Annotated in this window: 24 protein-coding genes and 1 pseudogene; 21 read left to right on the forward strand and 4 right to left on the reverse strand. The window is 68.5% G+C overall.

All coding sequences use genetic code 11. From position 1 onward, the window contains the following. Positions 1-45: 45 nt before the first annotated feature. The 3 genes and pseudogenes from VD964_RS21740 to VD964_RS21750 all read left to right on the forward strand — a co-directional run. Positions 46-489 (forward strand): Lrp/AsnC family transcriptional regulator, encoded by a 444-nt coding sequence (locus VD964_RS21740; RefSeq protein WP_014189061.1) that lies wholly within the window; start codon positions 46-48, stop codon positions 487-489. Between the two features lie 179 nt (positions 490-668). Then, on the forward strand, positions 669-1523 hold the full coding sequence (locus tag VD964_RS21745; protein ID WP_324870584.1) for a transporter substrate-binding domain-containing protein: 855 nt from the start codon (positions 669-671) through the stop codon (positions 1521-1523). Positions 1524-1623: 100 nt separating this feature from the next. After that, a pseudogene (locus tag VD964_RS21750) lies at positions 1624-2340 on the forward strand (alpha/beta fold hydrolase); the annotation flags it as partial. Between the two features lie 128 nt (positions 2341-2468). On the opposite strand, the gene VD964_RS21755 reads toward VD964_RS21750, so the two are convergent. Next, positions 2469-2807 carry a DUF1289 domain-containing protein gene (locus VD964_RS21755; RefSeq protein WP_324870586.1) on the reverse strand — a complete coding sequence of 113 codons (339 nt, stop codon included), beginning with the start codon at positions 2805-2807 and terminating at the stop codon, positions 2469-2471. A 325-nt stretch (positions 2808-3132) separates the two neighbouring features. Here VD964_RS21755 and ccoG point away from each other — a divergent pair, with 325 nt between their 5' ends. The 15 genes from ccoG (at position 3133) to fabG (ending at position 18035) form a co-directional block, all read left to right on the forward strand. Beyond that, positions 3133-4623 (forward strand): cytochrome c oxidase accessory protein CcoG, encoded by a 1491-nt coding sequence (gene ccoG, locus VD964_RS21760; protein ID WP_324870587.1) that lies wholly within the window; start codon positions 3133-3135, stop codon positions 4621-4623. Positions 4624-4683: 60 nt separating this feature from the next. Beyond that, positions 4684-6174: a PLP-dependent aminotransferase family protein gene (locus tag VD964_RS21765; protein WP_324870588.1), complete on the forward strand. Its 1491-nt coding sequence runs from the start codon at positions 4684-4686 to the stop codon at positions 6172-6174. A 448-nt stretch (positions 6175-6622) separates the two neighbouring features. Then, positions 6623-6898, forward strand: coding sequence for a phosphopantetheine-binding protein (locus VD964_RS21770; RefSeq protein WP_324870589.1), 276 nt, complete (start codon positions 6623-6625; stop codon positions 6896-6898). Further along, on the forward strand, positions 6898-7602 hold the full coding sequence (locus VD964_RS21775) for a hypothetical protein (RefSeq protein WP_324870590.1): 705 nt from the start codon (positions 6898-6900) through the stop codon (positions 7600-7602). The genes VD964_RS21770 and VD964_RS21775 overlap by 1 nt, the downstream gene beginning before the upstream one ends. A 13-nt stretch (positions 7603-7615) precedes the next feature. Beyond that, positions 7616-8980, forward strand: coding sequence for an AMP-binding protein (locus VD964_RS21780; protein ID WP_324870591.1), 1365 nt, complete (start codon positions 7616-7618; stop codon positions 8978-8980). Between the two features lie 11 nt (positions 8981-8991). Next, complete coding sequence (locus VD964_RS21785; RefSeq protein WP_324870592.1) at positions 8992-9300, forward strand: hypothetical protein; 309 nt, start codon at positions 8992-8994, stop codon at positions 9298-9300. After that, complete coding sequence (locus VD964_RS21790) at positions 9297-10259, forward strand: hypothetical protein (protein ID WP_324870593.1); 963 nt, start codon at positions 9297-9299, stop codon at positions 10257-10259. The genes VD964_RS21785 and VD964_RS21790 overlap by 4 nt, the downstream gene beginning before the upstream one ends. 76 nt (positions 10260-10335) lie before the next feature. After that, positions 10336-10857, forward strand: coding sequence for a LolA-related protein (locus tag VD964_RS21795; RefSeq protein ID WP_324870594.1), 522 nt, complete (start codon positions 10336-10338; stop codon positions 10855-10857). Next, complete coding sequence (locus VD964_RS21800; RefSeq protein WP_324870595.1) at positions 10854-13229, forward strand: MMPL family transporter; 2376 nt, start codon at positions 10854-10856, stop codon at positions 13227-13229. The genes VD964_RS21795 and VD964_RS21800 overlap by 4 nt, the downstream gene beginning before the upstream one ends. Continuing rightward, the gene (locus VD964_RS21805) at positions 13222-14046 is read left to right on the forward strand and encodes a polysaccharide deacetylase family protein (RefSeq protein ID WP_324870596.1); all 825 of its coding nucleotides are present in this window, start codon (positions 13222-13224) and stop codon (positions 14044-14046) included. The genes VD964_RS21800 and VD964_RS21805 overlap by 8 nt, the downstream gene beginning before the upstream one ends. Next, the gene (locus tag VD964_RS21810) at positions 14039-14848 is read left to right on the forward strand and encodes a class I SAM-dependent methyltransferase (RefSeq protein WP_324870597.1); all 810 of its coding nucleotides are present in this window, start codon (positions 14039-14041) and stop codon (positions 14846-14848) included. Before VD964_RS21805 ends, VD964_RS21810 begins: the two co-directional genes overlap by 8 nt. A gap of 10 nt (positions 14849-14858) precedes the next feature. Further along, positions 14859-16052 carry a beta-ketoacyl-[acyl-carrier-protein] synthase family protein gene (locus tag VD964_RS21815; RefSeq protein ID WP_324870598.1) on the forward strand — a complete coding sequence of 398 codons (1194 nt, stop codon included), beginning with the start codon at positions 14859-14861 and terminating at the stop codon, positions 16050-16052. Further along, positions 16052-16876, forward strand: a complete 825-nt coding sequence (locus VD964_RS21820; protein WP_324870599.1) for a beta-ketoacyl synthase chain length factor — start codon at positions 16052-16054, stop codon at positions 16874-16876. The genes VD964_RS21815 and VD964_RS21820 overlap by 1 nt, the downstream gene beginning before the upstream one ends. After that, complete coding sequence (locus VD964_RS21825; RefSeq protein ID WP_324870600.1) at positions 16870-17319, forward strand: phosphotransferase; 450 nt, start codon at positions 16870-16872, stop codon at positions 17317-17319. The genes VD964_RS21820 and VD964_RS21825 overlap by 7 nt, the downstream gene beginning before the upstream one ends. Continuing rightward, positions 17316-18035: a 3-oxoacyl-ACP reductase FabG gene (gene fabG, locus VD964_RS21830; RefSeq protein WP_324870601.1), complete on the forward strand. Its 720-nt coding sequence runs from the start codon at positions 17316-17318 to the stop codon at positions 18033-18035. Before VD964_RS21825 ends, fabG begins: the two co-directional genes overlap by 4 nt. Here the strand turns inward: fabG and VD964_RS21835 are convergent. Genes VD964_RS21835 through VD964_RS21845 form a run of 3 tightly spaced genes read right to left on the reverse strand, consistent with a single transcriptional unit; the run spans position 18016 to position 20842 of the window. Further along, positions 18016-18801 (reverse strand): glycosyltransferase family 2 protein, encoded by a 786-nt coding sequence (locus VD964_RS21835; RefSeq protein ID WP_324870602.1) that lies wholly within the window; start codon positions 18799-18801, stop codon positions 18016-18018. The two genes, fabG and VD964_RS21835, sit on opposite strands and share 20 nt — an antisense overlap. Continuing rightward, positions 18798-19580 carry a lysophospholipid acyltransferase family protein gene (locus tag VD964_RS21840; RefSeq protein WP_324870603.1) on the reverse strand — a complete coding sequence of 261 codons (783 nt, stop codon included), beginning with the start codon at positions 19578-19580 and terminating at the stop codon, positions 18798-18800. The genes VD964_RS21835 and VD964_RS21840 overlap by 4 nt, the downstream gene beginning before the upstream one ends. After that, positions 19529-20842, reverse strand: coding sequence for an NAD(P)/FAD-dependent oxidoreductase (locus VD964_RS21845; protein WP_324870604.1), 1314 nt, complete (start codon positions 20840-20842; stop codon positions 19529-19531). The genes VD964_RS21840 and VD964_RS21845 overlap by 52 nt, the downstream gene beginning before the upstream one ends. A 421-nt stretch (positions 20843-21263) precedes the next feature. Here VD964_RS21845 and VD964_RS21850 point away from each other — a divergent pair, with 421 nt between their 5' ends. The 3 genes from VD964_RS21850 to VD964_RS21860 all read left to right on the forward strand — a co-directional run bounded on the left by VD964_RS21850 (position 21264) and on the right by VD964_RS21860 (position 23557). Further along, positions 21264-22139: a MipA/OmpV family protein gene (locus VD964_RS21850; RefSeq protein ID WP_324870605.1), complete on the forward strand. Its 876-nt coding sequence runs from the start codon at positions 21264-21266 to the stop codon at positions 22137-22139. Positions 22140-22169: 30 nt separating this feature from the next. Then, positions 22170-22946 (forward strand): class I SAM-dependent methyltransferase, encoded by a 777-nt coding sequence (locus VD964_RS21855; RefSeq protein ID WP_324870606.1) that lies wholly within the window; start codon positions 22170-22172, stop codon positions 22944-22946. Between the two features lie 143 nt (positions 22947-23089). Beyond that, positions 23090-23557 (forward strand): hypothetical protein, encoded by a 468-nt coding sequence (locus VD964_RS21860; protein ID WP_324870607.1) that lies wholly within the window; start codon positions 23090-23092, stop codon positions 23555-23557. Positions 23558-23564: the final 7 nt, after the last annotated feature.

Raw genomic sequence — 23564 nt, forward strand, 5'->3', positions numbered from 1 at the left:
CAAACTGAACAGCCAAGCTTACCAAATTGGCGGAGGCCGCCGAAAATGACCCTGGACCAGCTGGACGAGAAGTTGATCACCCTGCTGCGCCATGACGGCCGCCGCAGCATTTCCGACCTCGCCATCGAACTGGGCGTGTCGCGGGCGACGGTGCGCGGGCGGATGGAGCGGCTGGAGGCCTCCGGCATCATCATCGGCTACACCGTCATCCTGCGCGCCGACACGGTGGAGGCGCCGGTGCGCGGCATCATGCTGATCGAGGTGGAGGGGCAGGCCACCGACCGGGTCGTGCGCACGCTCAGCGGCTTCCCCGAGATCATGGAGATCCACAGCACCAACGGACGCTGGGACCTGATCGTGGAGCTGTCGGCCGCAAGCCTGCCTGAATTCGATGCGATCCTGCGCCGCATCCGCCTGATCCCCGGCATCACCACCAGCGAGACGAACCTCCTGCTGAACACCCCGCGCAGCACCCGCGCCCGTCTGTAGGCCGGTCCCGCCCACGGACAGTCGGTCATCCCAACGGGCTGCGCCATGGAAACGCAGGGGCTCCCGCCATCGCGGGGGTGACGGCCGGCGGAGGCCTGTGCCAAAGTCCGGGCGCTTCGCCGACGGCACGGGGCGGACAGCCGGTGCCGGGCAGCACAATGAATGGAAGGAACAAGCCGATGAAGAAGATCCTTATGGCGCTGGTGCTGGGTGCGCTGGCGACCGGGACCGCCGGCGTCACCATGGACCACCCCGCCGCCGCCAAGGACGCGAAGAAGATCCGCATCGCGTCGGAAGGCTCCTTCGCCCCGTGGAACGGCATGGATTCGTCGGGCAAGCTGGTCGGCTTCGAAATCGACCTCGCCTGGGATCTCTGTAAGCGCATGGAAGCGGAGTGCGAGCTGATCGCCCAGGATTGGGACGGCATGATCCCGTCGCTGCAGCAAGGCAAGATCGACGCCATCATGGCCGGGATGACCATCACGGACGAGCGCAAGAAGGTCATCGCCTTCGCCGGTCCCTACGGCACCGAACAGTCCACCTTCGCCGTCCTGAAATCCTCCAAGCTGAACGGCGCCGCCTTCGGCGCTGAAAGCATCGACCTCGCCGACGAAGCCGGCAGCAAGGCCGCACTCGCCAAGCTGGCGGAGCTGCTGAAGGGCAAGGCGGTGGGCGTGCAGACCTCCACCATCCAGGTCGATTTCCTGGAAAAGCACCTGCCGGACGTGACGGTGCGCAGCTACGACAAGATCGACAACGCCGCCATCGACCTGTCCTCCGGTCGGGTGGACGCCATCTTCGGCGACCGCTCTCCCATCGAGGCGATCATCCGCAGCATGGGCAAGGACAGCATGACGCTGGTCGGCCCGACCATGACGCGCGGCGTCCTGGGCGAAGGCATGGGCGTGGGCCTGCGCAAGGCCGATGCCGATCTGAAGGCCCGCTTCGACAAGGCCATCGTCGAGGCCGGCAAGGACGGCACCATCGCCAAGCTGAGCCAGCAGCATTTCGGCTACGACGTCTCGGTTCGCTGACGCCGAAGCCGCTCACCCGCATGTCGCTTGGCCGGGGGCCGCAGCCCCCGGCCGTCCGATGCCGCCCGAGGACCGCCATGGACCGCAGCCGATGGATGACATGACCACGCCGCCTTCGCAGCCCGCCGTCCATGGCGAAGACCATTTCATCCAGGTCCCGGGCGGCCGCCTGTTCGTGAAGGACTGGCGGCCGGACAGCCCGGACGGGACCGCCCTTCCCCCGATCCTGCTGTTCCACGACTCCCTCGGCTGCGTCGATCTGTGGCGCAGCTTCCCGGCCCGGCTGTCCGCGGCGACGGCAAGGCGGGTCATCGCCTATGACCGGTTGGGATTCGGCCGTTCCGACCCGCATCCCGGACGACTATCCCTCGACTTCGTCGCGGCGGAGGCGCGGACCGTCGTGCCGATCCTGCTGGACCGGCTCGCGGTCGGGGAGTTCATCGCCTGCGGCCACAGCGTCGGCGGCGGCATGGCGGTCGAGACCGCGGCATATTTCCAGTCGCGCTGCCGGGCGCTGGTCACCATCGCGGCCCAGGCCTTCGTCGAAGACCGGACGCTGGACGGCATCCGCCTCGCCGAACAGGGATTCCAGGACCCGGATCAACTCGCCCGGCTGGCAAGATACCAGGGCGACAAGGCCCGCTGGGCGGTCGATGCCTGGACCGGAGCGTGGCTTTCGCCCGAATTCGCCGGCTGGACGCTCGACGCCGCGCTGGCGGAGGTCCGCTGCCCGGTGCTGGCGCTGCATGGCGACCGGGACGAATATGGCTCCGCGGAGCACCCCACCCGCATCGCCGCCGGGCGCGGAACGGTCCATATGCTTGCCGCCACCGGCCATGTCCCGCACCGGGAATGCGAGGACACGGTGGTCGAGGCGATCGGGACCTTTCTCAAGCAAAGCTGACGCTCGCCGACGGCGTCACAGTGCCGCCTCAACGCGCAGCCTCACTCCGCCCCCGGCATGGCGTCGCGCTCGGCCCGCAGGGCGGCGAGCTTCGCTTCCAGCTTGTCGATCTTCCGGTCGAGTTTCCGCAGACGCTTGCGCGGCGCCTTGCCCTCCGCCGTCGCCGCCACGGCCTGCATTCCCTGCCTGATCCGCTCGTTGATGGCCGCCTTGGCCGCGTCGCTCAGCTTTTTCCAGCCCTTCACCTCGGCCTTGGTGCGGTGGCAGCCCAGGCAGGCCCCCTGTCCGCCGAAGCGGCAGAGCCCGATGCAGGGATTCCTCGTGTCCTTGGCCGCCGCGCCGTCTTTCGATTTCCTGCTACCCAACTTGATGATGCTCATCGCGCCTGTCGCATGATCGCTTCCCTGAGAGCACAATGTGCATCGGAATGCCTGTTCGGCAATGGCCGGGCGGGCATCCCGGCTATCCATACAATGAGGTTCTACGGCCTCACGGCATCGGACATTGTATGGATTTCCAGGCCATACTCACCCATATACGCTGCGACAAACCACCGCATACGCCCGTTCCCGGGTAAAGAATTCCGGCAATCCGCTTGAAGCAATCCGATCAATAATCCATACAAGCTGCATCGCCGAGAGGCCGCTGCTCCATACGCTTTGTCGGAATGCGGTGGCCTGACGGTTCCTTCGTGCCAGGTGCCCCATGCCCAGCGATGCGCCGATCATCACCCGCCGCCCAGGCGAATCCAAGGACCACTCTTCCGCCACTCCTGAACTGCCGTCCGCCTACGCCTCCCATCGCAAGATCCATCCCAAGGCGGTGCGCGGGCGATATCGGCGGGTGAAGACCTGGCTCGGCGCGGCGCTGCTGGCGCTGTTCGCCCTGCTGCCCTTCCTGCGTTGGGACCGCGGGCCGGGCGTGCCTGACCAGGCGGTGCTGTTCGATCTCGGCAGCCAGCGCTTCTACATCTTCGCGCTCCAGCTGTGGCCGCAGCATGTCTATTACATCACCGGGGCGATGATCATCGCCGCCATCGGGCTGTTCCTGGCGACGGCGCTGGGCGGCCGGGTCTGGTGCGGATTCACCTGCCCGCAGACGGTGTGGACCGACCTGTTCGTCTGGGTGGAACGGCGGGTGGAGGGCGACCGCACCGACCGCATCCGGCTGGACAAGCAACCCTGGACCGCGCCCTGGCTGGCGAAGAAGGCGGCCAAGCATGCGGCATGGCTGGCGATCTCCGGCGTCACTGGCTTTCTCGCCGTCGCCTATCTGACGGACGCGCCGACGCTGGCGGTCGATCTGCTGCGCTTCGACGCCCCGGCGCTCGCCGCCGGCTCCGTCCTATTCATGGCCGGCTGCACCTATCTGATGGCCGGCTTCATGCGCGAACAGATGTGCTTCTACGTCTGCCCCTGGCCGCGCATCCAGGCCGCCATGCTGGACGAGGACAGTCTGGTCGTCACCTATCAGGACTGGCGCGGCGAGGGGCGCGCGCCGCTGCGCAAGAGCGAGGGGTGGGACGCCCGCACCCACAAGGGATTCGGCGACTGCATCGATTGCGGCCAATGCGTCCAGGTCTGCCCGACCGGCATCGACATCCGCAACGGCATCCAGATGGAGTGCATCGGCTGCGGCCTGTGCGTCGATGCCTGCAACGACGTGATGGCGCGCATCGGCCGGCCCGGCGACCTCATCCGCTTCGACACCCTCACCGCACAAGCTGCAAAGGCCGCTGCGGCACCGCCGCCCCGCTACCGCCTGCTGCGGCCGCGCACCATCGTCTATGGCCTGATGCTGGTGGTTGTCGGCGGCGCGATGGCCATCGCCCTGGCGCTGAAGCCCAGCAACGACATCGCCGTGCTGCGCGACCGGGCGCCGCTGTTCGTGGCGCTCAGTGACGGGCGCATCCAGAACGCCTACACCATCAAGATCGCCAACATGTCTCTTGAAGACCGCCACTACCGCCTGACCCTGTCCGGCCTGCCGCAAGCGAGCCTCGCCCTGTCCGGCGAGCGCGGAGAAGCCGGCGAACTGGCGCTGTCGGCCCGCGGCAATGCGGTGGAGACCTACCGCATCCAGGTCCGCGTGCCGCAATCGGCCCTGGCCGGCGCCTCCACCCCGCTCGCCTTCATGCTGACGCCCGAGCCTGCCGGCGAGCCGGTCCGGCACGACAGCGTGTTCCTCGCCCCATAACCCGCATATGATGCGGTCAACGCCGCAGGGTGCGGGCCAAGGAAACGGTCAGGACAGTCCATGCAATCCGATATCCCGGCCCATGCCGCCGGAGGCTCCGATCCGGCGGAGCAATCCGGCGCCGGCATCTGGCAACCCGATCTAGCGAACCGCAACAGGCCGGTCTATCTCGCCATCGCCGACGCCATCGCCGACGATGTCCGCAGCGGCCGGCTGGCGGCGGGGCACCGGATGCCGCCGCAACGCACGCTCGCCGACCGGCTGGGGCTGGACCTGACCACGGTCAGCCGGGCCTATGGCGAGGCGCGGCGCCGGGGGCTTCTCGACGCCCGCGTCGGCCAGGGCACCTTCATCAGCGTGCAGCCCGGCCTCGCGCCGAACGTCCAGCCGCCCACCACCGTCCGGCGGGAGGCGGCGCCGGTCATCGACATGACCATGAACCAGCCGCCCTTGCTCGACGCGCCGGAGTTGCTGGACCGCGTGCGCCAGGGTCTGGCCCAGGCCATGCTGCGGATCGACCCGCAATCGCTGCTGCGCTATCCCGACACCGCCACGGCGGCCGGCGGCCTTGAGGAGGATCGCGCGGCGGGCGCGCATTGGCTGTCCCGGCGGCTCGGCGCACCAGATGCCGGCCTGGACACCAGCCGGGTCGTCGTCTGCCCCGGCACGCAAAGCGCCCTGCTCGCACTGCTCAGCATGCTGACGCGCCCCGGCGACACTGTCTGTACGGAGGCGCTGACCTATCCCGGTTTCAGGGCTATCGCCGGGCAGCTGGGGCTGCGGGTGGTCGGCGTGGCGATGGACGGCGACGGGCTCGATCCCGACGCCCTGCGCGCCGCCGTCGAGGCCCATGCGCCGAAGGCGCTCTACTGCACCCCCACCCTGCACAACCCGACGACGGCGACCCTGCCGGCGGACCGGCGCGCCGCCATCGCCGCCATTGCCCGCGACCACGGCCTCCCGATCATCGAGGACGACATCTACGGCGTGCTGCCGCAGGATGCGCCGCCGCCGATCGCGACGCTGGCGCCGGACCTGACCTTCCATGTCACCGGTCTGGCGAAATGCGTGGCGCCGGGCCTGCGCATCACCTATGTCGCGGCACCGGATGCCCGTCAGGCGATGCGGCTGGCCGCCGCCCAGCGGGCGACCATGCTCGGCACCCCGCCGATCCCCGCCGCGGTCGCCACCCGATGGATCGCCGACGGCACCGCCGACGCGCTTCTCGCCGCCATCCGGGCCGAGGCGACGGTCCGCCAGCGCATGGCGCGCGACCTGCTGCCGTCCTCCGCGATGACCGCCCACCCGGAGGGCTTCCACCTGTGGCTCCGCCTGCCGCCGGCCTGGACGCGCGGGGAGTACGCCGCCCATCTGCGCAGCCGCGGCATCGCCGCCGCCGTCAGCGACACCTTTCTCACCGCCGGCCCCGCCCCGGAGGCCCTGCGCATCTGCCTTGGCGCCCCGGTCACACGCGCTGACTGCCGCCACATGCTGGAGATCCTGGCCGACACGTTGGAGCAGAGCCCGGCCCTTGCCGGCATCGTGATCTGAAAGCCACTCTTTCCAACTTTCGATGGTCAGCGGCTTCGCCCGACCTTAGACTTTGGCGTCGTCTCCACAGCCCTGTCCGCCCCACCTCCGACCATGTCCGGCCTTCCGCCGGAAACGTCGCCATGTCTTCGCCCATGCTGCCGTGCCGCCGCATGAAACAGTGAACAGAGGCCGGAAAACCGTTCCACTGTGTTTCAAATGTTCACCCGGTCCCCCCATCGGCAACCCTACCGAGCGGCCCAGGCGACACATCGATGCAAAGAAACTCAATCTTTAACAAAACAAACTGATCACTCCGAAATAATGATGGCATCGCTTCGGGTGCGTGGCTATCGTGACTCCTGAAATTGCGAATCTTGAGACTCGAATACGGTTTTCTACACCCTCGGATTATATCGAAAGGGGTAGAATAGTTCGAGAGTCACAGGCGTTGCTTTAGCGAGGCATAATGAGTGACTTGAAGACCATGTCTCCCGCCGAACTCGATCTGGCGACCCTGATCGTGAAGACCCTGACGCTGGAAACCACCCCGGAGGACATGGACCCGGACGCCGCCCTGTACGGCGAAGGGCTGGGGCTCGATTCGATCGACATCCTGGAGGTGGCCCTCGCCGTCTCCAAGACCTACGGGGTGAAGCTGCGGGCGGATGACGAGAACAACACCAGGATCTTCACCTCGCTGCGCACGCTGAACGACCACATTCAACAGCTCAAAGCCGCCTGATGCCGGACGTCGCGGCCCAGGCCCGGGGAGGCGGCAGAGGTGCCGGAAACGGTGCCAGAAGCGCGCTCGCGGTCGGCGCCGGCCTGTCGCTGGTCGCCCTCTACCCCCTGCTGGTCCATGGCGCCATCGTCGCCGACCTGGATGCCGACACCACCATGGCCCTGGCGCTGGTCCAGGCCACCGTGACCGGCGTGGCGGTCAGCCGTGCCGCTCCCCAATACCGCTGGGTGGCATTGGCCGCCGCCATCGTCCTGCTGGGCCTGTCCTGGCGCTCCGCCCGCGACGGGCTGCTGGCGGCCTCGGCGGTCAGCCACGCCACCATCTATGTCGGCCTGCTTGTCCTGTTCGGCCGCACCCTGCTCGCCGGGCGGGAGCCGCTGATCACCTGGATCGCGCGGCGCATCCGCGGCACCCTGACCGACGGGATGCTGGTCTACACCCGCCGCGTCACCATCGCCTGGTGCCTGTTCTTCGCCGGGCAGCTGGCGATGTCGGCCCTGCTGTTCCGCCTCGCCCCCGACACGGTCTGGTCCTTCTTCATCAACGTGCTGGACCTGCCGCTGGTGGCGGCGATGTTCCTGGCCGAATACGCCTACCGGCTGCGGAAATTCCGCAACCATTCCCACGGCTCCATCGCGGATGTCGTCCGCGTCTTTTCGGAGCGGCCAAATCCCCATGATGCCAAATCCATGACGGCCCAATGATGACGGTCCTGCCATGACGATGCTATCCACCACCCGCCTGCCCCTGATCCGGCACGGCAGTCCCGACGACCTGTTCGCCTGGCACGACGGCCGGCCGGTGACGGTGCGGGACTATCTGGCCGCGGTGCGCGATCTGGCCCGGCGCCTGCCCGACGGTGGCTTCGTGCTGAACCTGTGCGGCGACCGGCTGGGCTTCGTCGTCGGGCTGGGGGCAGCCCTGCTGCGCCGTCAGGTCAGCCTGCTGCCGCCGAACGACACGCCGGCCACCCTGCGCCAGCTTGAGGAAAGCTACCCCGGCCTCGTCTGCCTGACCGATGTCGGGGCCGGCTATGCCGGCATGACCTGCATCGAAGCGGTGCCGCCGGGCGGGCTCGACCGCCTGTCCGCCGCTGCATTGCCCTTCGACGACGATCTCGCCTTCCCGGCCGATCAGGTCGCGGCCATCGCCTTCACCTCCGGCTCCACCGGCCGGCCGATGCCACAGGTCAAAAGCTGGGGAACGCTGGTACGCAGCGTCCATGGCGCCGGAACCGCACTCGGAATCGCCGGGCTGGGCTCCGCCGGTCTGGTCGGGACCGTGCCGCACCAGCACATGTATGGGCTGGAATCGGTGGCGCTGCTGGCCCTGCAGCATGGGCTGGTCCTGCATGCCGGCCGGCCGCTGTTCCCGGCCGACATCGCCGCCTGCCTCGGCGACTTCCCAGGCCCCCGCATCCTGGTGACCACGCCGGTCCACCTGCAGGCCCTGCTCGGCGACGGCACCGCCCTGCCGCCGCTCGACCTGATCCTCTGCGCCACCGCCCCGCTCGCCCCGCAGCTGGCCATCGACGCGGAGGCGAAGCTGGGTGCGCCGCTGCACGAGATCTACGGCTGTTCGGAGACCGGTCAGGTCGCCGTCCGCCGCACCAGCGCCACGGCGGAGTGGCTGTGCATCGACGGCATCCGCCTGCGCCAGGACGAACAGGGCAGTTGGGCGTCGGGCGACTTCCTGGACGGCGAGACGCTGCTGGCCGACGTGATCGAGCTGAAGAGCGACACCCGCTTCATCCTGCACGGCCGCTCCGCCGATCAGGTCAACATCGCCGGCAAGCGCAGCTCTCTCGCCTTCCTCAACCACCATCTGAATTCGGTGGACGGGGTGAAGGACGGCGTCTTCTTCATGCCGAAGGAGGGGGAGAGCGGAACCACCCGCCTCGCCGCGCTGGTGGTTGCGCCGGGCCTGAACACCGAGACGCTGCTGGCCTCCTTGCGCGAGCGGATCGACCCGATCTTCCTGCCGCGCCCGTTGCGCTTCGTCGACGCCCTGCCGCGCAACCCGACCGGCAAGCTGCCACGGGAAGCGTTGCTGCGGATGCTCGACACCCCCCAACGCGACTAGGTGCCGCCGCCGTGCCTCATCAGACCGACATCGGGTTCCCCGTCGACCATCCCACCGCCGCCGGGCATTTCCCCGGCAATCCGGTCATTCCGGGGGCCGTGCTGCTCGACACCGCCTTGTCCGCCATCGCAGCGGCGGAGGGACGCCGGCCCGGTCCCTGCCTGCTGCGCTCGGCCAAGTTCCTGCATCCGGTGCGGCCGGGCGACCGGATGCAGGTCGAATGGCAGGCTACGGCCGCCGGCGGCATCGCCTTCACCGGCAGCGTCGCGGGCCGTCCCGTGATGACCGCCAGCGTGGCGATGGAAAGCGTGACCTCATGAAGCTTCCCCTGCGCGCGAAGCCGGCAGCGGACGCCGCGGCCTCCCCCATCGCCCCGCCGCCGCCGCGCCGCCGCCGCAAGGAGTGGATGAACCGGCCGGAGCGCAGCACGACGACGGCGATCAAGTTCATCGTCTGGGTGGCCCTGCGGCTCGGCCGGCGGGCGGCGAGGCTGCTGCTCTACCCGATCTGCCTCTATTTCGTCCTGTTCTCGCGCAAGCCGCGCGTGGCCTCGGCGCTGTTCCTGTCCAAGGCATTGGGACGGGCGCCCGGCTTCGGCGACCTGTTCCGGCATTATCACGTCTTCGCCGCCTGCCTGCTCGACCGCGTCTTCTTCCTGAACGACCAGTCCGACGATTTCGACATCCGCGTCCATGGCGAGGACATCGTCATCGACCTGATGGAGCGGGGAGAGGGTTGCCTGCTGCTCGGCGCCCATATGGGCAGCTTCGAGGCGATCCGCATGCTGGGCCACCGCCAAAGGGATCTGCGCGTCAGCCTGGTGATGTACGAGGAGAACGCGCGCAAGATCAATTCGGTGCTCAACGCCATCAACCCGCTGCTGTCGATGGAGGTGATCGGGCTCGGCCGGCCGGATTCGATGCTGCGCGTGCGTGAACGGCTGGACCAAGGCCATTTCGTCGGCATGCTGGCCGACCGCACCCTCGACGGGGAGGAGGAGGTCCGCCTGCCCTTCCTGGGCCAGCCGGCCGGCTTCGCGTTGGGTCCGTTCCAACTGGCGGCGATGCTGAAGCGGCCGGTGGTGCTGATGGTCGGGATCTACCATGGTGGCCGGCGCTACGACGTCCATTTCGAGCGGATCGCCGACTTCTCCGATGTGCCGGTGCAGGACCGGCCGGGTCTGGTGCGTTGGGCCGCCGGCCGCTTCGCCGACCGGCTGGAGCATTACGCCCGCTCCCACCCCTACAACTGGTTCAATTTCTATGATTTCTGGAAATAGACCGGGGGGGCGCCTGCCCCGACGCCTGATTACCGCAGGGCTGGCCGCGGCCCTGCTGGCCATCGCCGTGCCGGCAATGGCGGCGGAACCGTGGGGTCTGGAGGACCTGTTCGCCCGTTTCGCCGCGATCGGCAGTTCCAACGCCCGCTTCGTCGAGACGCGCGAGGTCAGCCTGCTGAACGCGCCGATGGAGAGCAGCGGAACGCTGACCTACCGGCGGCCGGATTTCCTGGAAAAGCGCACCCTGCAGCCCCAGGCGGAAAGCCTGCGGCTGGACGGCGACCGGCTGACGCTGACCCAGGCCGACGGGGCGTCGCGCACGCTGTCGGTATCCTCGGTGCCGGAAATCCAGACCTATGTGGAGAGCATCCGCGCGACCCTGCGCGGCGACGTTCCCGCCATCATGCGCTTCTACGAGGTTGCGCTGAACGGCACGGAGCAGGACTGGCGCATGCAGTTGACTCCGCGGGCTGATGAGGCGCGCGCAACCGTGCAGCGCATCGTTATCGCCGGCCGAGAGGCGGTGATCCGCCGGATCGAGATTCTCCAGGCCGATGGCGACCGCTCGATCATGACCATCCAGCCGGACCCCGCATGACCGGTGCGGTGCGACGGGGCGGATGGGGGGCTGGATGGGGCATCGCGCTGTGGCTGGCCGGGCTGGTCGCCTGCGGGCTGCTGGTGGCGCGCACGCCCGTCACCGCCGACCTCTCCGCCTTCCTGCCCCGCTCGCCGTCTCCGACCCAGCAATTGCTGGTCAACCAACTGCGCGACGGCGTCGTCTCCCGCCTGATCCTCGTTGCGGTAGAGGGCGACGCCCCGGACCGGTTGACCGGCCTCAGCCGCGACCTCGCCGCCCGGCTGCGCGGCAACCCGCTGGTCGCAGCGGTGGAGAATGGCGAGCGGACCGAACGCGGCGCCGACGGTGCCTATCTCTGGACCAATCGCTATCTGCTGAGCCCCGCCATCACGCCGGACCGTTTCACCGCCGACGGGCTGCGGCAGGCCTTGCAGAACGACCTGCGCCTTCTGCAATCGCCGGCGGGGATGTTCCTGAAACAGGCTTTGCCGGCCGATCCCACCGCCGAAATCCTACGCCTGACCGACCAAATTATGGGCGGCACCAGTGGCCCGGCCAGCCGTGACGGGGTGTGGGTTTCGGCAGATGGGGCACGGGCGCTGCTGCTGGTGCAGACGACCGCCCCCGGCTTCGACCTCGACGCCCAACAGAAGACGCTGGACCTTGTCCGCGACGCGTTCGATCAGGTTCGCGGGGCGGACGGCGCCGCGCGGCTGGTGATGACCGGGCCGGCGGTCTTCTCCGTCCAGACGCGCGACCGGATCGAGGCGGATGCGACCCGCGCCTCCATCACCGCGACGCTGCTGGTGGCCGGGGTTCTGCTGCTGGTCTACCGCTCCTTGCGCGTCCTGGCACTGTCGCTGCTGCCCGCGGCGACAGGCGCGCTGGCCGGCGTGGCGGCGGTCGGGCTGGGCTTCGGCACGGTGCACGGCATCACGCTGGGCTTCGGCGTCACCCTGCTGGGCGAGAGCGTCGACTACGCCATCTATCTTTTCACCCAGACCCAGCCGGGCAGCCCTGCGCGGCGGACCTTGCTGCGCATCTGGCCGACGCTTCTGCTGGGGGTGGCGACCTCCATCGTCGGCTTCGGAGCGATGCTGGTCTCCAACTTCAGCGGGCTGGCACAGCTCGGTCTCTTCTCCATCACCGGGCTGCTGGTGGCGTTGGCCGTTACCCGCTGGGTGCTGCCGACACTGTTGCCGGAGGGATATTCGACGGAGCGGCCGGCACGGCTGGCACCGGTGCTGACCGCCCTGACCGGTGCGGCCCCGGCCTTGCGCCTGCCGCTCGCCGCCGCGACGCTGCTGTCGCTGGCATGGCTGGTCCATCAGGGGCCGGCCGTCTGGTCGGCGGAGCTGTCGAGCCTGAGCCCCATCGCGGAGGCCGACCAGAAGCTGGACGAGGCGCTGCGCCGCGACCTCGGCGCGCCCGACGCCGGCCATCTGCTGGTCACCGGCGCCGCCACGGCCGACGAGGCCTTGGCCGCCGCCGAACGGCTGGTCGCCCCACTGGAGGCGCTGGTCCGCGACCAGCTGATCGCCGGCTACGACTCCCCCGCCCTGACGCTGCCGAGCCAGGCGACCCAGCGCGCACGCCAAGCCGCCCTGCCGCCGCCCGACACTCTGCGCGCGGCGCTGAACGAAGCACTGCAGGGCCTGCCCTTCCGTCCCGACGCCTTCGCCCCCTTCCTGGCCGATGCGGAGAAGGCCAGGACCATGCCGCTGCTGACCCCTGCCAGCCTGGACGGCACCAGCCTGAAGCTGAAGCTCGATTCCCTGCTGGTCCGGAATGGGGACGGCTGGACCGCCATGCTGCCTCTGCGCGGCGTCACCGACCCGCAGGCCGTTGCCGCCCGGCTGGCCGGCGAGGAGACGGCGCGCGAAGCCGTCCTGCTGAACCTGAAGGAGGAATCCGACCGCCTCTACCGCACTTATCGGCAGGAGGCGCTGACGCTGGCGGTGCTGGGTGCGGGCGCCATCACGCTGCTGCTGGCCGCGGCGCTCCGCTCCGTGCGGTCGCTGGTCGTGGCGGTGATGCCGCTGGCGGCGGCGGTGGTCGTCACCATGGCGCTGCTGACGGCGCTGGGACAGGCGCTGTCGATCTTCCATCTTGTGGGGCTGCTTCTGGTGGTCGGGGTGGGGTCCAACTATTCGCTGCTGTTCGAGCGGCCGGAACCGTCCATCGCCTTGCGCGAGCGCACGGTCGCCTCGGTCGCCATCGCCAATCTCTGCACCGTCATCGGCTTTGGCACGCTGGCCTTCTCCGGCATCCCCGTCCTGCACGGCATCGGCATGACCGTCGCCATCGGCGCTTTCCTCTGCCTCGCCTTCGCCGCCGTGCTGAGCCGGCAGGACACCGCCACTGCGCCGGAGGTGAAGAGGCATGCCTGACCCCATGCGCTGGCGTCCGTCCACCTTGCTGTGGGCATCCGCACTTCTGCACGTCGCCGCCGCGGTCGGCGTCGCGGCGGCCCCGGCGTCCTGGCCCTGGGCATTGGGAGCGGTGGCGGGCAACCACGCCCTGCTTGGCGCAATCGGGCTTTGGCCGCGCAGCAGCCTGCTCGGCCCCAACCTGCGCCGCCTGCCGGAGGCCAACGCCCGGCTCGGTCAGGTCGGCCTTTGCTTCGACGACGGCCCCGATCCGGAGGTGACGCCCGCCGTGCTCGACCTGCTGGACCGCGCGGGCGCCCGCGCCAGCTTCTTCTGCATCGCCGATCGTGCCGCCCGCCACCCCGCCCTTATCGAGGCCATCATCCGCCGCGGCCACACGGTGGAGAACCACAGCTGGCACCATTCACACCGTTTCGCCGCCATGGGCATCCGCGCGATCCGGCGCGAGGTGGGAGAGGCGCAAGCCATCCTCACCAATCTCGCCGGCCGCCCGCCCCGCTTCTTCAAGCCGCCGGCGGGATTGCGCAACCCCCTGCTCGATCCCGTCCTCGCCGGGTTCGGCCTGCGTCTGGCGACCTGGACCCGGCGCGGCTTTGATGCGGTGCGGCGCGATCCGGCGGCGGTGGAGCGGCGCCTGCTCCGCGGACTCGGCCCCGGCGACCTGCTGATGCTGCATGACGGCTCCGCCGCCCGCGACGGCGACGGTCGGCCGGTGGTTCTGACGGTGCTGCCGCGCCTGCTCGACAGGCTGGCCGCCCGCGGGCTGACGGCCGTATCGCTGGAGGGAGTAGCCCCCGATGGAGTGCCCGATGTCTGAGGCCGTCTTCCGGGAACTGGTGACCGCCGCCGCCCGGCCCTACCGCCCCTGCGGCCGCTATGCTTGGCATTTCGCCAAGGGCAAGCTTGCCGGCGATCCCGTCTTCCGCCACCTGCTGAGCCAGCCGCTGCTTCCCGCCCGCGGACGGCTGCTCGACCTCGGCTGCGGACAAGGCGTGCTGACGGCTCTGCTGCGCGCCGCGGCCCAGCGGCACGCCTCTGGCGACTGGCCGGCGGACTGGCCGGCCCCGCCCACCGACCTCGCCACCCGGGGGGTGGAACTGTCGCCTCGGCGGGTCCGGATCGCCCGGACGGCGCTGGGCGCGGATGCCGTCAGCTACGGTGACATCCGCAAGGTCGACCTGCCGCCCAGCGACGCCATCGTCATCCTGGATGTCCTGCTCTATCTGAACCCGGAGGAGCAGGCGGCGGTGCTGGCGCGCTGCGCCGAGGCGCTGGCGCCGGGCGGCGTTCTGCTGCTGCGGGAGGCGGATTCCGGTGGCGGCCTGCCATTCCAAATCACCCGCTGGGCCGAGCAGGCCGCCTGCGCCACACGCGGCCAATGGCGGCAAACCCTGACTTACCGCCCTTCGGCCGATTGGCTATCCCTGATGAACGGGCTTGGCCTGACCGCCACCGCCCTGCCGATGAGCCAGGGCACGCCCTTCGCCAACACCTTGTTCATAGCCCGCCGAAGCAGCGATCCAGTCCATTTTTGTCCTTTCTCGCATGAAATTGCAGATGCTAGCATTCAACGTGCAATGAAAACGCAGACCGACCATAGACCTGTCCAACATTCATAAGAAATTCATCGTGCAGTCACTTGCCGTAAGCCATATGAGCATCGTCAGCAGCCTTGGCGCTGGGCAGGATGCCACCCTGGATGCTCTGCGCAATGGCCGTGGCGGCCTGAAGCCTTGCAGTTTCGAGACGGTCACGCTCGACACGCATATCGGCGAGGTGGAGGGGCTGGACGATGTCCGCCTGCCGGCGGAGCTTGCCGGCTATGAGTGTCGCAACAACCGGCTGGCCGACATGGCTTTGCGGCAGGACGACTTTGCCGAAGCGGTGGCCGCGGCACGGGAACGCTATGGCGCGCACAGGATCGGCGTCTTCCTCGGCACCAGCACCTCCGGCATCCTGTCGGCGGAATTGGCCTTCCGGGCGCGCGATCCGCAGACCGGAGCCCTGCCGGCCGAGTTCAATTTCGCGACCACCCACAGCACCGGCTCGCTCGCCGATTTCGTCCGCCGCCGCCTGGGGCTGGAGGGGCCGGCCTTCGTCGTCTCGTCGGCCTGTGCGACCACGTCGAAGGTCTTCGCCAATGCCGCCCGCATGATCGCGGCAGGCCTGTGCGACGCGGCGGTGGTCGGCGGGGCCGACAGCCTGTGCCTGACCACGCTCTATGGTTTCCACTCGCTGGAACTGGTCTCCCCCACCCCCTGCCGGCCGTTCGACACTCAGCGCAGCGGCGTCTCGCTGGGCGAGGGCGCGGGCTTCGCCCTGCTGGAGCGCCGCGACCTCAACCCTACGGCGGGCACCATCCATCTGCTGGGGACCGGCGAAAGCAACGACGCCCACCACATGTCCACCCCGCATCCGGAGGGGCTGGGCGCCCGGCTGGCGATGGAGCGGGCGCTGGCCGATGCCGGCCTGCAGCCTCGGGACATCGACTACGTCAACCTGCACGGCACCGCGACCACCTATGGCGACGCGGCGGAGGACCGCGCGATCACCGAGTTGCTCGGAACCCGCACCCCGGTCAGCTCGACCAAGGGCTACACCGGCCACACGCTGGGCGCCGCCGGCGTCGTCGAGGCGATCGTCAGCATACTGGCTCTGCGCACCGGGCTGATTCCCGGCAGCCCGCAGACCCGCACTCTCGATCCCGCCCTGCGCAGCCGCTACCTCCAGGCCAACGAAACCGGACGGATGGACCGCGTGATGACCAATTCCTTCGGCTTCGGCGGCAGCAACAGCAGCCTGATCTTCGGGTGGGCCGCCTGATGCGGGTCCATATCGAAGGCATCGGCCTGCTCGGCCCCGGCTTGGCCGGCTGGGCGGCTTCGCGCGCCATCCTCACCGGCGACAGCCCCTATGTGGCGACGCCGACCGTACTGAGTGCCAGCCCCCTCCTGCCCCAGGCCGAGCGGCGGCGCAGCGTGCCGACCGTGAAGCTCGCCATGGCGGTGGGCGCGGAGGCGATGGAGCAGGCAGGCCGCGATCCCGCGACCGTCGCCACCGTCTTCGCCTCCTCCAGCGGTGATCCCGACACCCTGCACCAGATTCTGGAAACGCTGGCGACGGAGGAGCGCGACATCTCGCCGACGCGCTTCCACAACTCCGTCCACAACGCCCCGGCCGGCTATTGGAGCATCGCCACCCGCTCGCGCGAGCCCTCCACCAGCCTGTCGGCCCATGACGAGAGCTTCCAGGCCGGCTTGCTGGAGGCGGCGGCGGAGGTCGTCGCCGATGGATGGACCGTCGGGCTGATCGCCTACGACCTGCCCTATCCGGAGCCGCTGAACAGGGCCCGCCCCATCGCGGGGAGCTTCGGCACCGCGCTGGTCCTGACGCATACGCCGACCGACCGCTGCCTTGCCTGCCTAGACATCGACATCGCGCGGGGAGACGAACCGGTCACCCGCATGGCCGACATCGGGCTGGAGGCGCTGCGGACCGGCAACCCGACCGCCCGCGCCCTGCCACTGCTGTCGGCGCTGGCGCGCGTCTGTGCGGGGGGCGGCCCCGAGAGGGTGGTGCTGGACCTGCCGCCGGGCGGACGGTTGGTGATCCGGGTGGGCTTGGTCCATGGAAGTGCGCCATGCTGATGACGCGCGAGGCGTTGGCGGCCCTCATTCCCCATGCCGGAACCATGTGCCTGTTGGACGTGGTGCTATCCTGGGATGAGACCCGCATCCGTTGCATCGCGCGGAATCATCGCGATCTGGACAATCCGCTGCGCCATGCCGGGCGCCTGGCTGCCCTGTGCGGGGTGGAATACGCGTCGCAGGCCATGGCGGTGCATGGCGGACTAACGGGGGGAGGAACGCGCCCGGCCGCAGGTTACCTTGCCAGCCTGCGCGACCTCGCCTGCCATGTCGAACGGCTGGACGATGTGGCGGACGACCTGATCATTGATGCAGAGAACCTGACCGGCGAAGGCAGCCGCGTGATCTACGCCTTCTCCATCACGGCGGGCGACCGCGACTTGCTGAAGGGGCGGGCGGCGGTGGTGATCGACGCCGGAGTTGCGAAATTGGGGGCGGCATGAGACGCGCGCTCGTCACCGGTGGCAGCGGGGCGTTGGGGGCTGCGATCTGCAGGGCGCTGGCGGCGGATGGTTGTCATGTGCTGGTCCACGCCAACGGCGCCGCCGACCGCGCCGCGGCACTGGCGGCGGAGATCGCTGCGGCAGGCGGGTCGGCGGAGCCGCTGGCCTTCGACGTCACCGACGCCGATGCTGCGGCCGCCGCGCTGGAGCGTGCGCTCGAAGCCGGCCCTATCCAGATTCTGGTCAACAATGCCGGCATCCATGACGATGCGGTGATGCCGGCCATGCGGCGGGAGCAGTGGAGCCGCGTGGTGGACGTCTCGCTCAACGGCTTCTTCAACGTGACGCAGCCTCTGCTGATGCCGATGATCGGCACGCGCTGGGGCCGCATCGTCACGCTGTCGTCGGTGGCGGCCATCGCCGGCAACCGCGGCCAGACCAACTATGCTGCCGCCAAGGCCGGGCTGCATGGCGCGACGAAATCGCTGGCGCTGGAACTGGCACCGCGCGGCATCACCGTCAACGCGGTGGCGCCGGGCATCATAGCCTCCCCCATGGCCGATGCCGCCTTCGACGCCGAAACCGTCAAGCGGATGGTGCCGATGAAGCGTGCCGGCCGGCCGGAGGAGGTGGCGGATCTCGTCGCCTTCCTGGCGTCCGACCGCGCCGCCTACATCTCCGGCCAGATCATCTCGATCAACGGGGGGATGATCTGAGCGGCCGGGAGCGGAGCCGGCGGATCGTCAGCATCGGCAGCCGGCCGATGAAGCCCAGCACGAGCCGCGTGTGCATCCAGGTCAGCAGGGCGTTGTCCCGGACATACTTGAAGTGGGAAACCCCGCCCTCCTCCGGTTTGAAGTAGCGGACGGGTGCGGCCACGTTGATGGTGGGAAGGCCGAGCCAGCACAGCCGCACCGCCGCCTCCGGATCGAAGTCGAAGCGGCGCATCCAGGGATTGCGCCGCATCACCGCCCTAAGCGGCTTGATCGGATAGACGCGGAAGCCGAACAGCGAATCGCCGATCCCGCCCCACAGCGTCTCCAGATTGGCCCACCAGTTCGAGATCTTGCGCCCACCCACCCGCAGCCGCGGGGCGGCGGCATCGAACACCGGCTTGCCCAGCACCAGGGCATCGGGGTTTGCCAGCGAAACGCCCTGGAACTGCGGAATGCGGTCGGCCGGATGCTGGCCGTCGGCATCCATGGTCAGCGCATGGGTGAAGCCGCAGCGCTCCGCCTCCTCCAGCCCATGCAGCACCGCGGCGCCCTTGCCACGGTTCGCCGGCAGTTCCAGCACACGCAGATGGGGGTCGTCGGCGGCCATGGCCCGCAGTTCCTCCACCGTGCCATCGGTGCTGCCGTCCACCACCACCCAGACCGGCGCCCAATGCAGGCGCGCCGCCTGCACCGTCTCGAACAGTTTCGGCCCGGTGTTGTAGCTGGGAATCAGGACGAGGTGGCTGGATGACGCGTCGGTGATCACAATTCGGACCTGTAGTGGTGTTCCAGTTCGGCGACGAGGCCGCGCACGTCCGTGACCGGATCGAACCTGCGGCCGAGACGGACGGTGTAGACCAGCGGAAACTCGGGCTTGCGGAACAGCGGCCAGCCCTTGCCGAGGAAATTGGTGTTGCTGTCGATGAAGACGGTCTGCACCGGCGCCCCCGCCGTCTTGGCGATCAGCGCGAAGCCGCCCTTCAGCGGGTTGACCGGCGCGCGTTCGGTGCGGGTGCCTTCGGGGAAGATCAGCAGATGGTGGCCAGAACGGACCTGCTGCGCCGCCATCTTGACCAAGGAGTTGGGCGCGTCGTTGCGGATGTAGCCGGCCATCCGCGCCCCGCCGCCCAGGAAGAGATTGTCATAGACCTTGGCCTTGGCGATGCAGACCACGTCCGGCAGCCGCGAGATCAGCAGCACGGCATCCAGAATCGACGGATGGTTCGGGCAGATCAGCAAACCGCTGTCGCCCTTCAACCCGTCCAACGCCGACAGATCGGTCTTCAGCACGCCGCAGGCCCGCAGCGTGCCGAGATAGAGGCGAAAGCCGGTCTTGATCGCCAGCCGGCCGAGCGGACCGGCGATGCGGCGCGGCAGCAGCGGACCGATCAGCGCCGCCGTCAGGCTCCAGGCCAGCGACATCAGCCCGAACAGGAACAGCAGGCCATAGAACAGGATATGTTCCCAGACCTGCCGGACCGCGCCGACAAAGGTCAGACGGCGTCGCCCAGGGGCGTCCGCACGTTCTGTCGCCGTTTCCGCCATGCCATGTAGTTCCTTTTCAAGTCCAGCAGGGCGTTCATGTAGTAGATCGCCTTGAATATCTTCAGCCGGGCCTTGATCGGCGACGGACGGAAGACGTCGCCGGCCAGAAGCGACAGCAGCGCCTCCTCCACCCGGAAGACGTTGCGCGGCCCCATGAACAGGTTTCGCAGGGCCGGTGTCGTCACCCGGTAGATGTACCAGGAGAAGGTGCCGATCCCCTGCCGGACGGTCTGCTCGAAATGCTTCAGCACTTGGCTCTGCCGCGCCGGTTCGCGCAGGCAGGCATCGACCGCCTCGGCCCCTTCGAAGGCGCTGGTCATCGCCAGATAGACGCCGGTGGAAAAGACCGGGTCGATGAAGGCGAAAGCGTCGCCCAACATGACGTATCCCGGCCCCGACATGCGGTCCGCCTGATAGGAGAAGTTGCCGGTTCCCGTCACCGGGCCGGTCAGTTCCGCCCCCTCCAGCCGTTCCGCCAGCGCCGGGCACAGCGCCACCGTGTCCAGGAAGAAGCGGGTCTGGTCGGTCTTGCGCGTCTTGAAGTAATAGGGCCAGCAGACCGCGCCGACGCTGGTTGTGCCGTCCGCCAGCGGGATGAACCAGAACCAGCCATGGTCGAACCAGAAGACGGTGATGTTGCCCTCGGCCTTGCCCGGCAGCCGCTTTGCGCCGGTGAAATGGCCGAACATCGCCGCACTGTTGTGCTTGACGTTGCGCCGCTTGATGCCGAAGCGGGAGGCCAGCAGCGTGTCGCGGCCCGACGCATCGACCAGGAAGCGCGTGCGCAGGCTGCGGATGGTGCCGTCATCCTGGCGGGCGGTGGCGATGGTGCCCTCCGTCCCGCGGATATCGACGTCGGTCACCTTGCAGCCTTCGATGACGGTCGCCCCCTTGGCGGCGGCGTTGCGGATCAGGATATGGTCGAATTCCGACCTGCGGACCTGAAAGGCATAGGGCTTGGTCTTGTCCCAGGCGTTGGCGAAGTCGAAGGTGACGGCTTTGCCATGGTAGGGCGACACGAACTCCGCCCCATATTTCAGCATCCCGATCCGCTCCACCTCCTCCAGCACGCCCAGCCGCTCCAGCAGGGGCAGATTGCAGGGAAGCAGCGATTCGCCGATGTGGAAGCGCGGGTGATGGTCCTTCTCCAGCAGAATCACCCGATGGCCCTTGCCGGCCAGAAGAGCCGCCGCGGTCGATCCGGCCGGACCGCCACCCACCACCAGAACGTCGCAATCATAATCGGAGCCGTTCGACATCATCGCCTTTGCGGCCTTTGCCGCTCTCCCGGTTGTTCTGCTTTGGGTTGTTCGATTTCCGATACCCGTTTCCTGCAATGCGACCAGGAGGTCATGTCCTTATTTTTATCAGACCCCGTCACGGGCGTTCCAGGGATAAAAGCCCGGCATGCCCTTTATCCGGGGCATACCCAAAATGATATATCCGCAGCTTTCCGATATCAGCATCTCCTGTTTGAAGACGCCGCGGCAGCAATATTGCGGATCGATTGCACCACCTCCACACATTGCTCGTGGATTTCCGCCATTGCACTTGGGAAAGCGCAACTAGCTTGATTGGTTACCCATTTCGCGATTTGCAATGCTACTTGCCTGCCGTGTCCGGCGCTTACAAGATGCCGCACGGCCTGAAGGCGGCGAACTCGATCGGGGATGCATGGTGCGTGTGTTGACAACGACGCTTGCCGTTGCCGCCTGCGCCCTGCCGGCGATCCTCTGCGCATCGGGGCCAGCCCTTGCCCAGGAATCGGGGACTGAGAACGGCAGGCCGCTGTTCGAGATCGGCATCGGCGGCGGTGTCGGATACATCCCCGACTATCCGGCGGCCGATCAGAACCACGTCCAGGCCGCCGCCCTGCCCTACGTCATTTATCGCGGCGACGTGTTCCGCGCCGACCGGAACGGCATCCAGGGCCGGCTCTACCGCTCCGACCGCGTGACCTTCGAAGTCAGCCTGGAAGGGGCGCTCGGCTCCTCCGCCGACGACAACCGCGCGCGGCAAGGCATGCCAGACATCGATCTGCTGGGGGAGGTCGGACCGGCGCTGAAGATCAACCTGCACCGCGACAGGGGCCTGCGCGAGCGGATCGACCTGACCCTGCCGGTGCGCAGCGTCTTCTCCACCGACTTCAGCCGCATCAAGTACCGCGGCCTCGTCTTCGCGCCCGACATCGCCTACAGCAAGGCCGGGCTGATATCCGGCGACGACCAGTTCCGCTTCGGCCTGGGACCGATCTTCGCATCCAGCCATCTGATGGATTATTTCTATCAGGTCGATCCGCAATATGCCCGCCCCGGACGCGACGCCTACGACGCGCGCGCCGGCTATCTGGGCCTGCGCCTGCACAGTTCCCTGGTCATGCCGGTGACCGACCGCATCTCCGCCTTCGGCGCCGTCCGGGGAGAGCTGTTCTCCGGTGCGGCCAATGACGACAGCCCGCTCTACAAGCGCACTGTGAACCTGTCGGTCGGGGCCGGCCTCACCTTCTCGCTCTACCGGTCGGACAGCCGGGTCAGCGCGGTGAGCGACATCCTCGACTGAGCTTGCACCAACCGCGAAGGAGACACCGCCGTGCCGACCGAACCCACCCCACGCGTCGGCGCCGTCGAACCACATCCGGTGCTGGACTCCTACTATCGCGACAAGACGCAGCGGCTGCGCTTCGTCCGCGGTCTGTTCAACCGGACCGCCCATCATTACGATCGCATCAACACGATCTTCGCGCTCGGCTCCGGTTCCTGGTATCGGGCGCAATGCCTGCGCCGGGCGGGGTTGCGGCCGGGGATGCGAATGCTGGACGTCGCCATCGGCACCGGACTGGTCGCGCGGGAGGCGGTGGCGATCTGCGGCGGTCCCGACGACGTCATCGGACTCGACCTCAGCGAAGCGATGCTGGCGGAGGCGCGGCGCAGCCTGCCCATACCGCTGATCCAGGGCGTGGCGGACGCGCTGCCGCTCGCCGATTCCTGCGTCGACCTCGTCACCATCGGCTACGCGCTTCGCCATGTCGGCGACCTGACCGCCACCTTCCGGGAGTTCCGCCGCGTGCTGCGGCCCGGCGGCACGGTGCTGGTGATGGAGATCGGCCGCCCCCGGCGCCCGGTCACCCGGCATCTGATGAACGCCTATCTCGGCATGGTGGTGCCGACGGTCTCGCGCCTCAGCGGCGGCGGGGAGGAGGGCCGTACGCTGATGCGCTACTACTGGGAGACCATCGACCAGTGCGTGGAACCGGAGGTCATCACCACGGCAATGGCCGCCGCCGGTCTGACTCAGGTCCGCTGCGACACCGACTACGACCTGTTCAAGAACTACACCGGCCGGCGGCAGTCCGATCCCGCCGCCTGAAAGCAGGGAAGCGGGCGGACTGCCTGTTGATATTACCCCTCTTTGGCGTTCTTCATCCGCCTTTGCCGATGCCGTCCTGCAGTTATCGGACCCATAGTCGCGGGCACAGGGAATCGACCAGAACGGAACAGGCAGGGACAGAGATGGCGGGAAAAGCGACTTGGGCGGCATTGTCGGCGGTGGCGCTGCTGATCGGCTGCGCCGGCCAGCAGCAGGCGTCGACCACCACCAACGGCACCGGCAATGGCACCGCCGCGACGGCGTCGGCAGCGCCGTCGACGCCGGGCGGGCGGATGGTGAAATCGCGCGACGGCCGCTATGAGGGCGAACTGATCGGCACCCCCGCCCCCGGCAGCCGCTTCGCCAAGCTGCAGATCGGCATGACGATGGAAGAGGTATCCACCTTGATCGGCGCGCCGGACAACATGATCCGGCACGAGACCGGCAAGCGCTGGATCCCCTTCTATTTCGGCAACGACGCCCAGCGGCTCCAGGTCATCTATCGCAACGAAGGTTGCCTGACCTATACCGGCGGCAACGTCTTCGGCGGCGGCAGTGCGGAACTGATCCGCATCACCGTCGCACCGCGGGGCGGCTGCCTCGATACCTGATGTCGCC

The sequence above is a fragment of the Azospirillum sp. genome (assembly GCF_035628975.1).
Classification (GTDB): domain Bacteria; phylum Pseudomonadota; class Alphaproteobacteria; order Azospirillales; family Azospirillaceae; genus Azospirillum.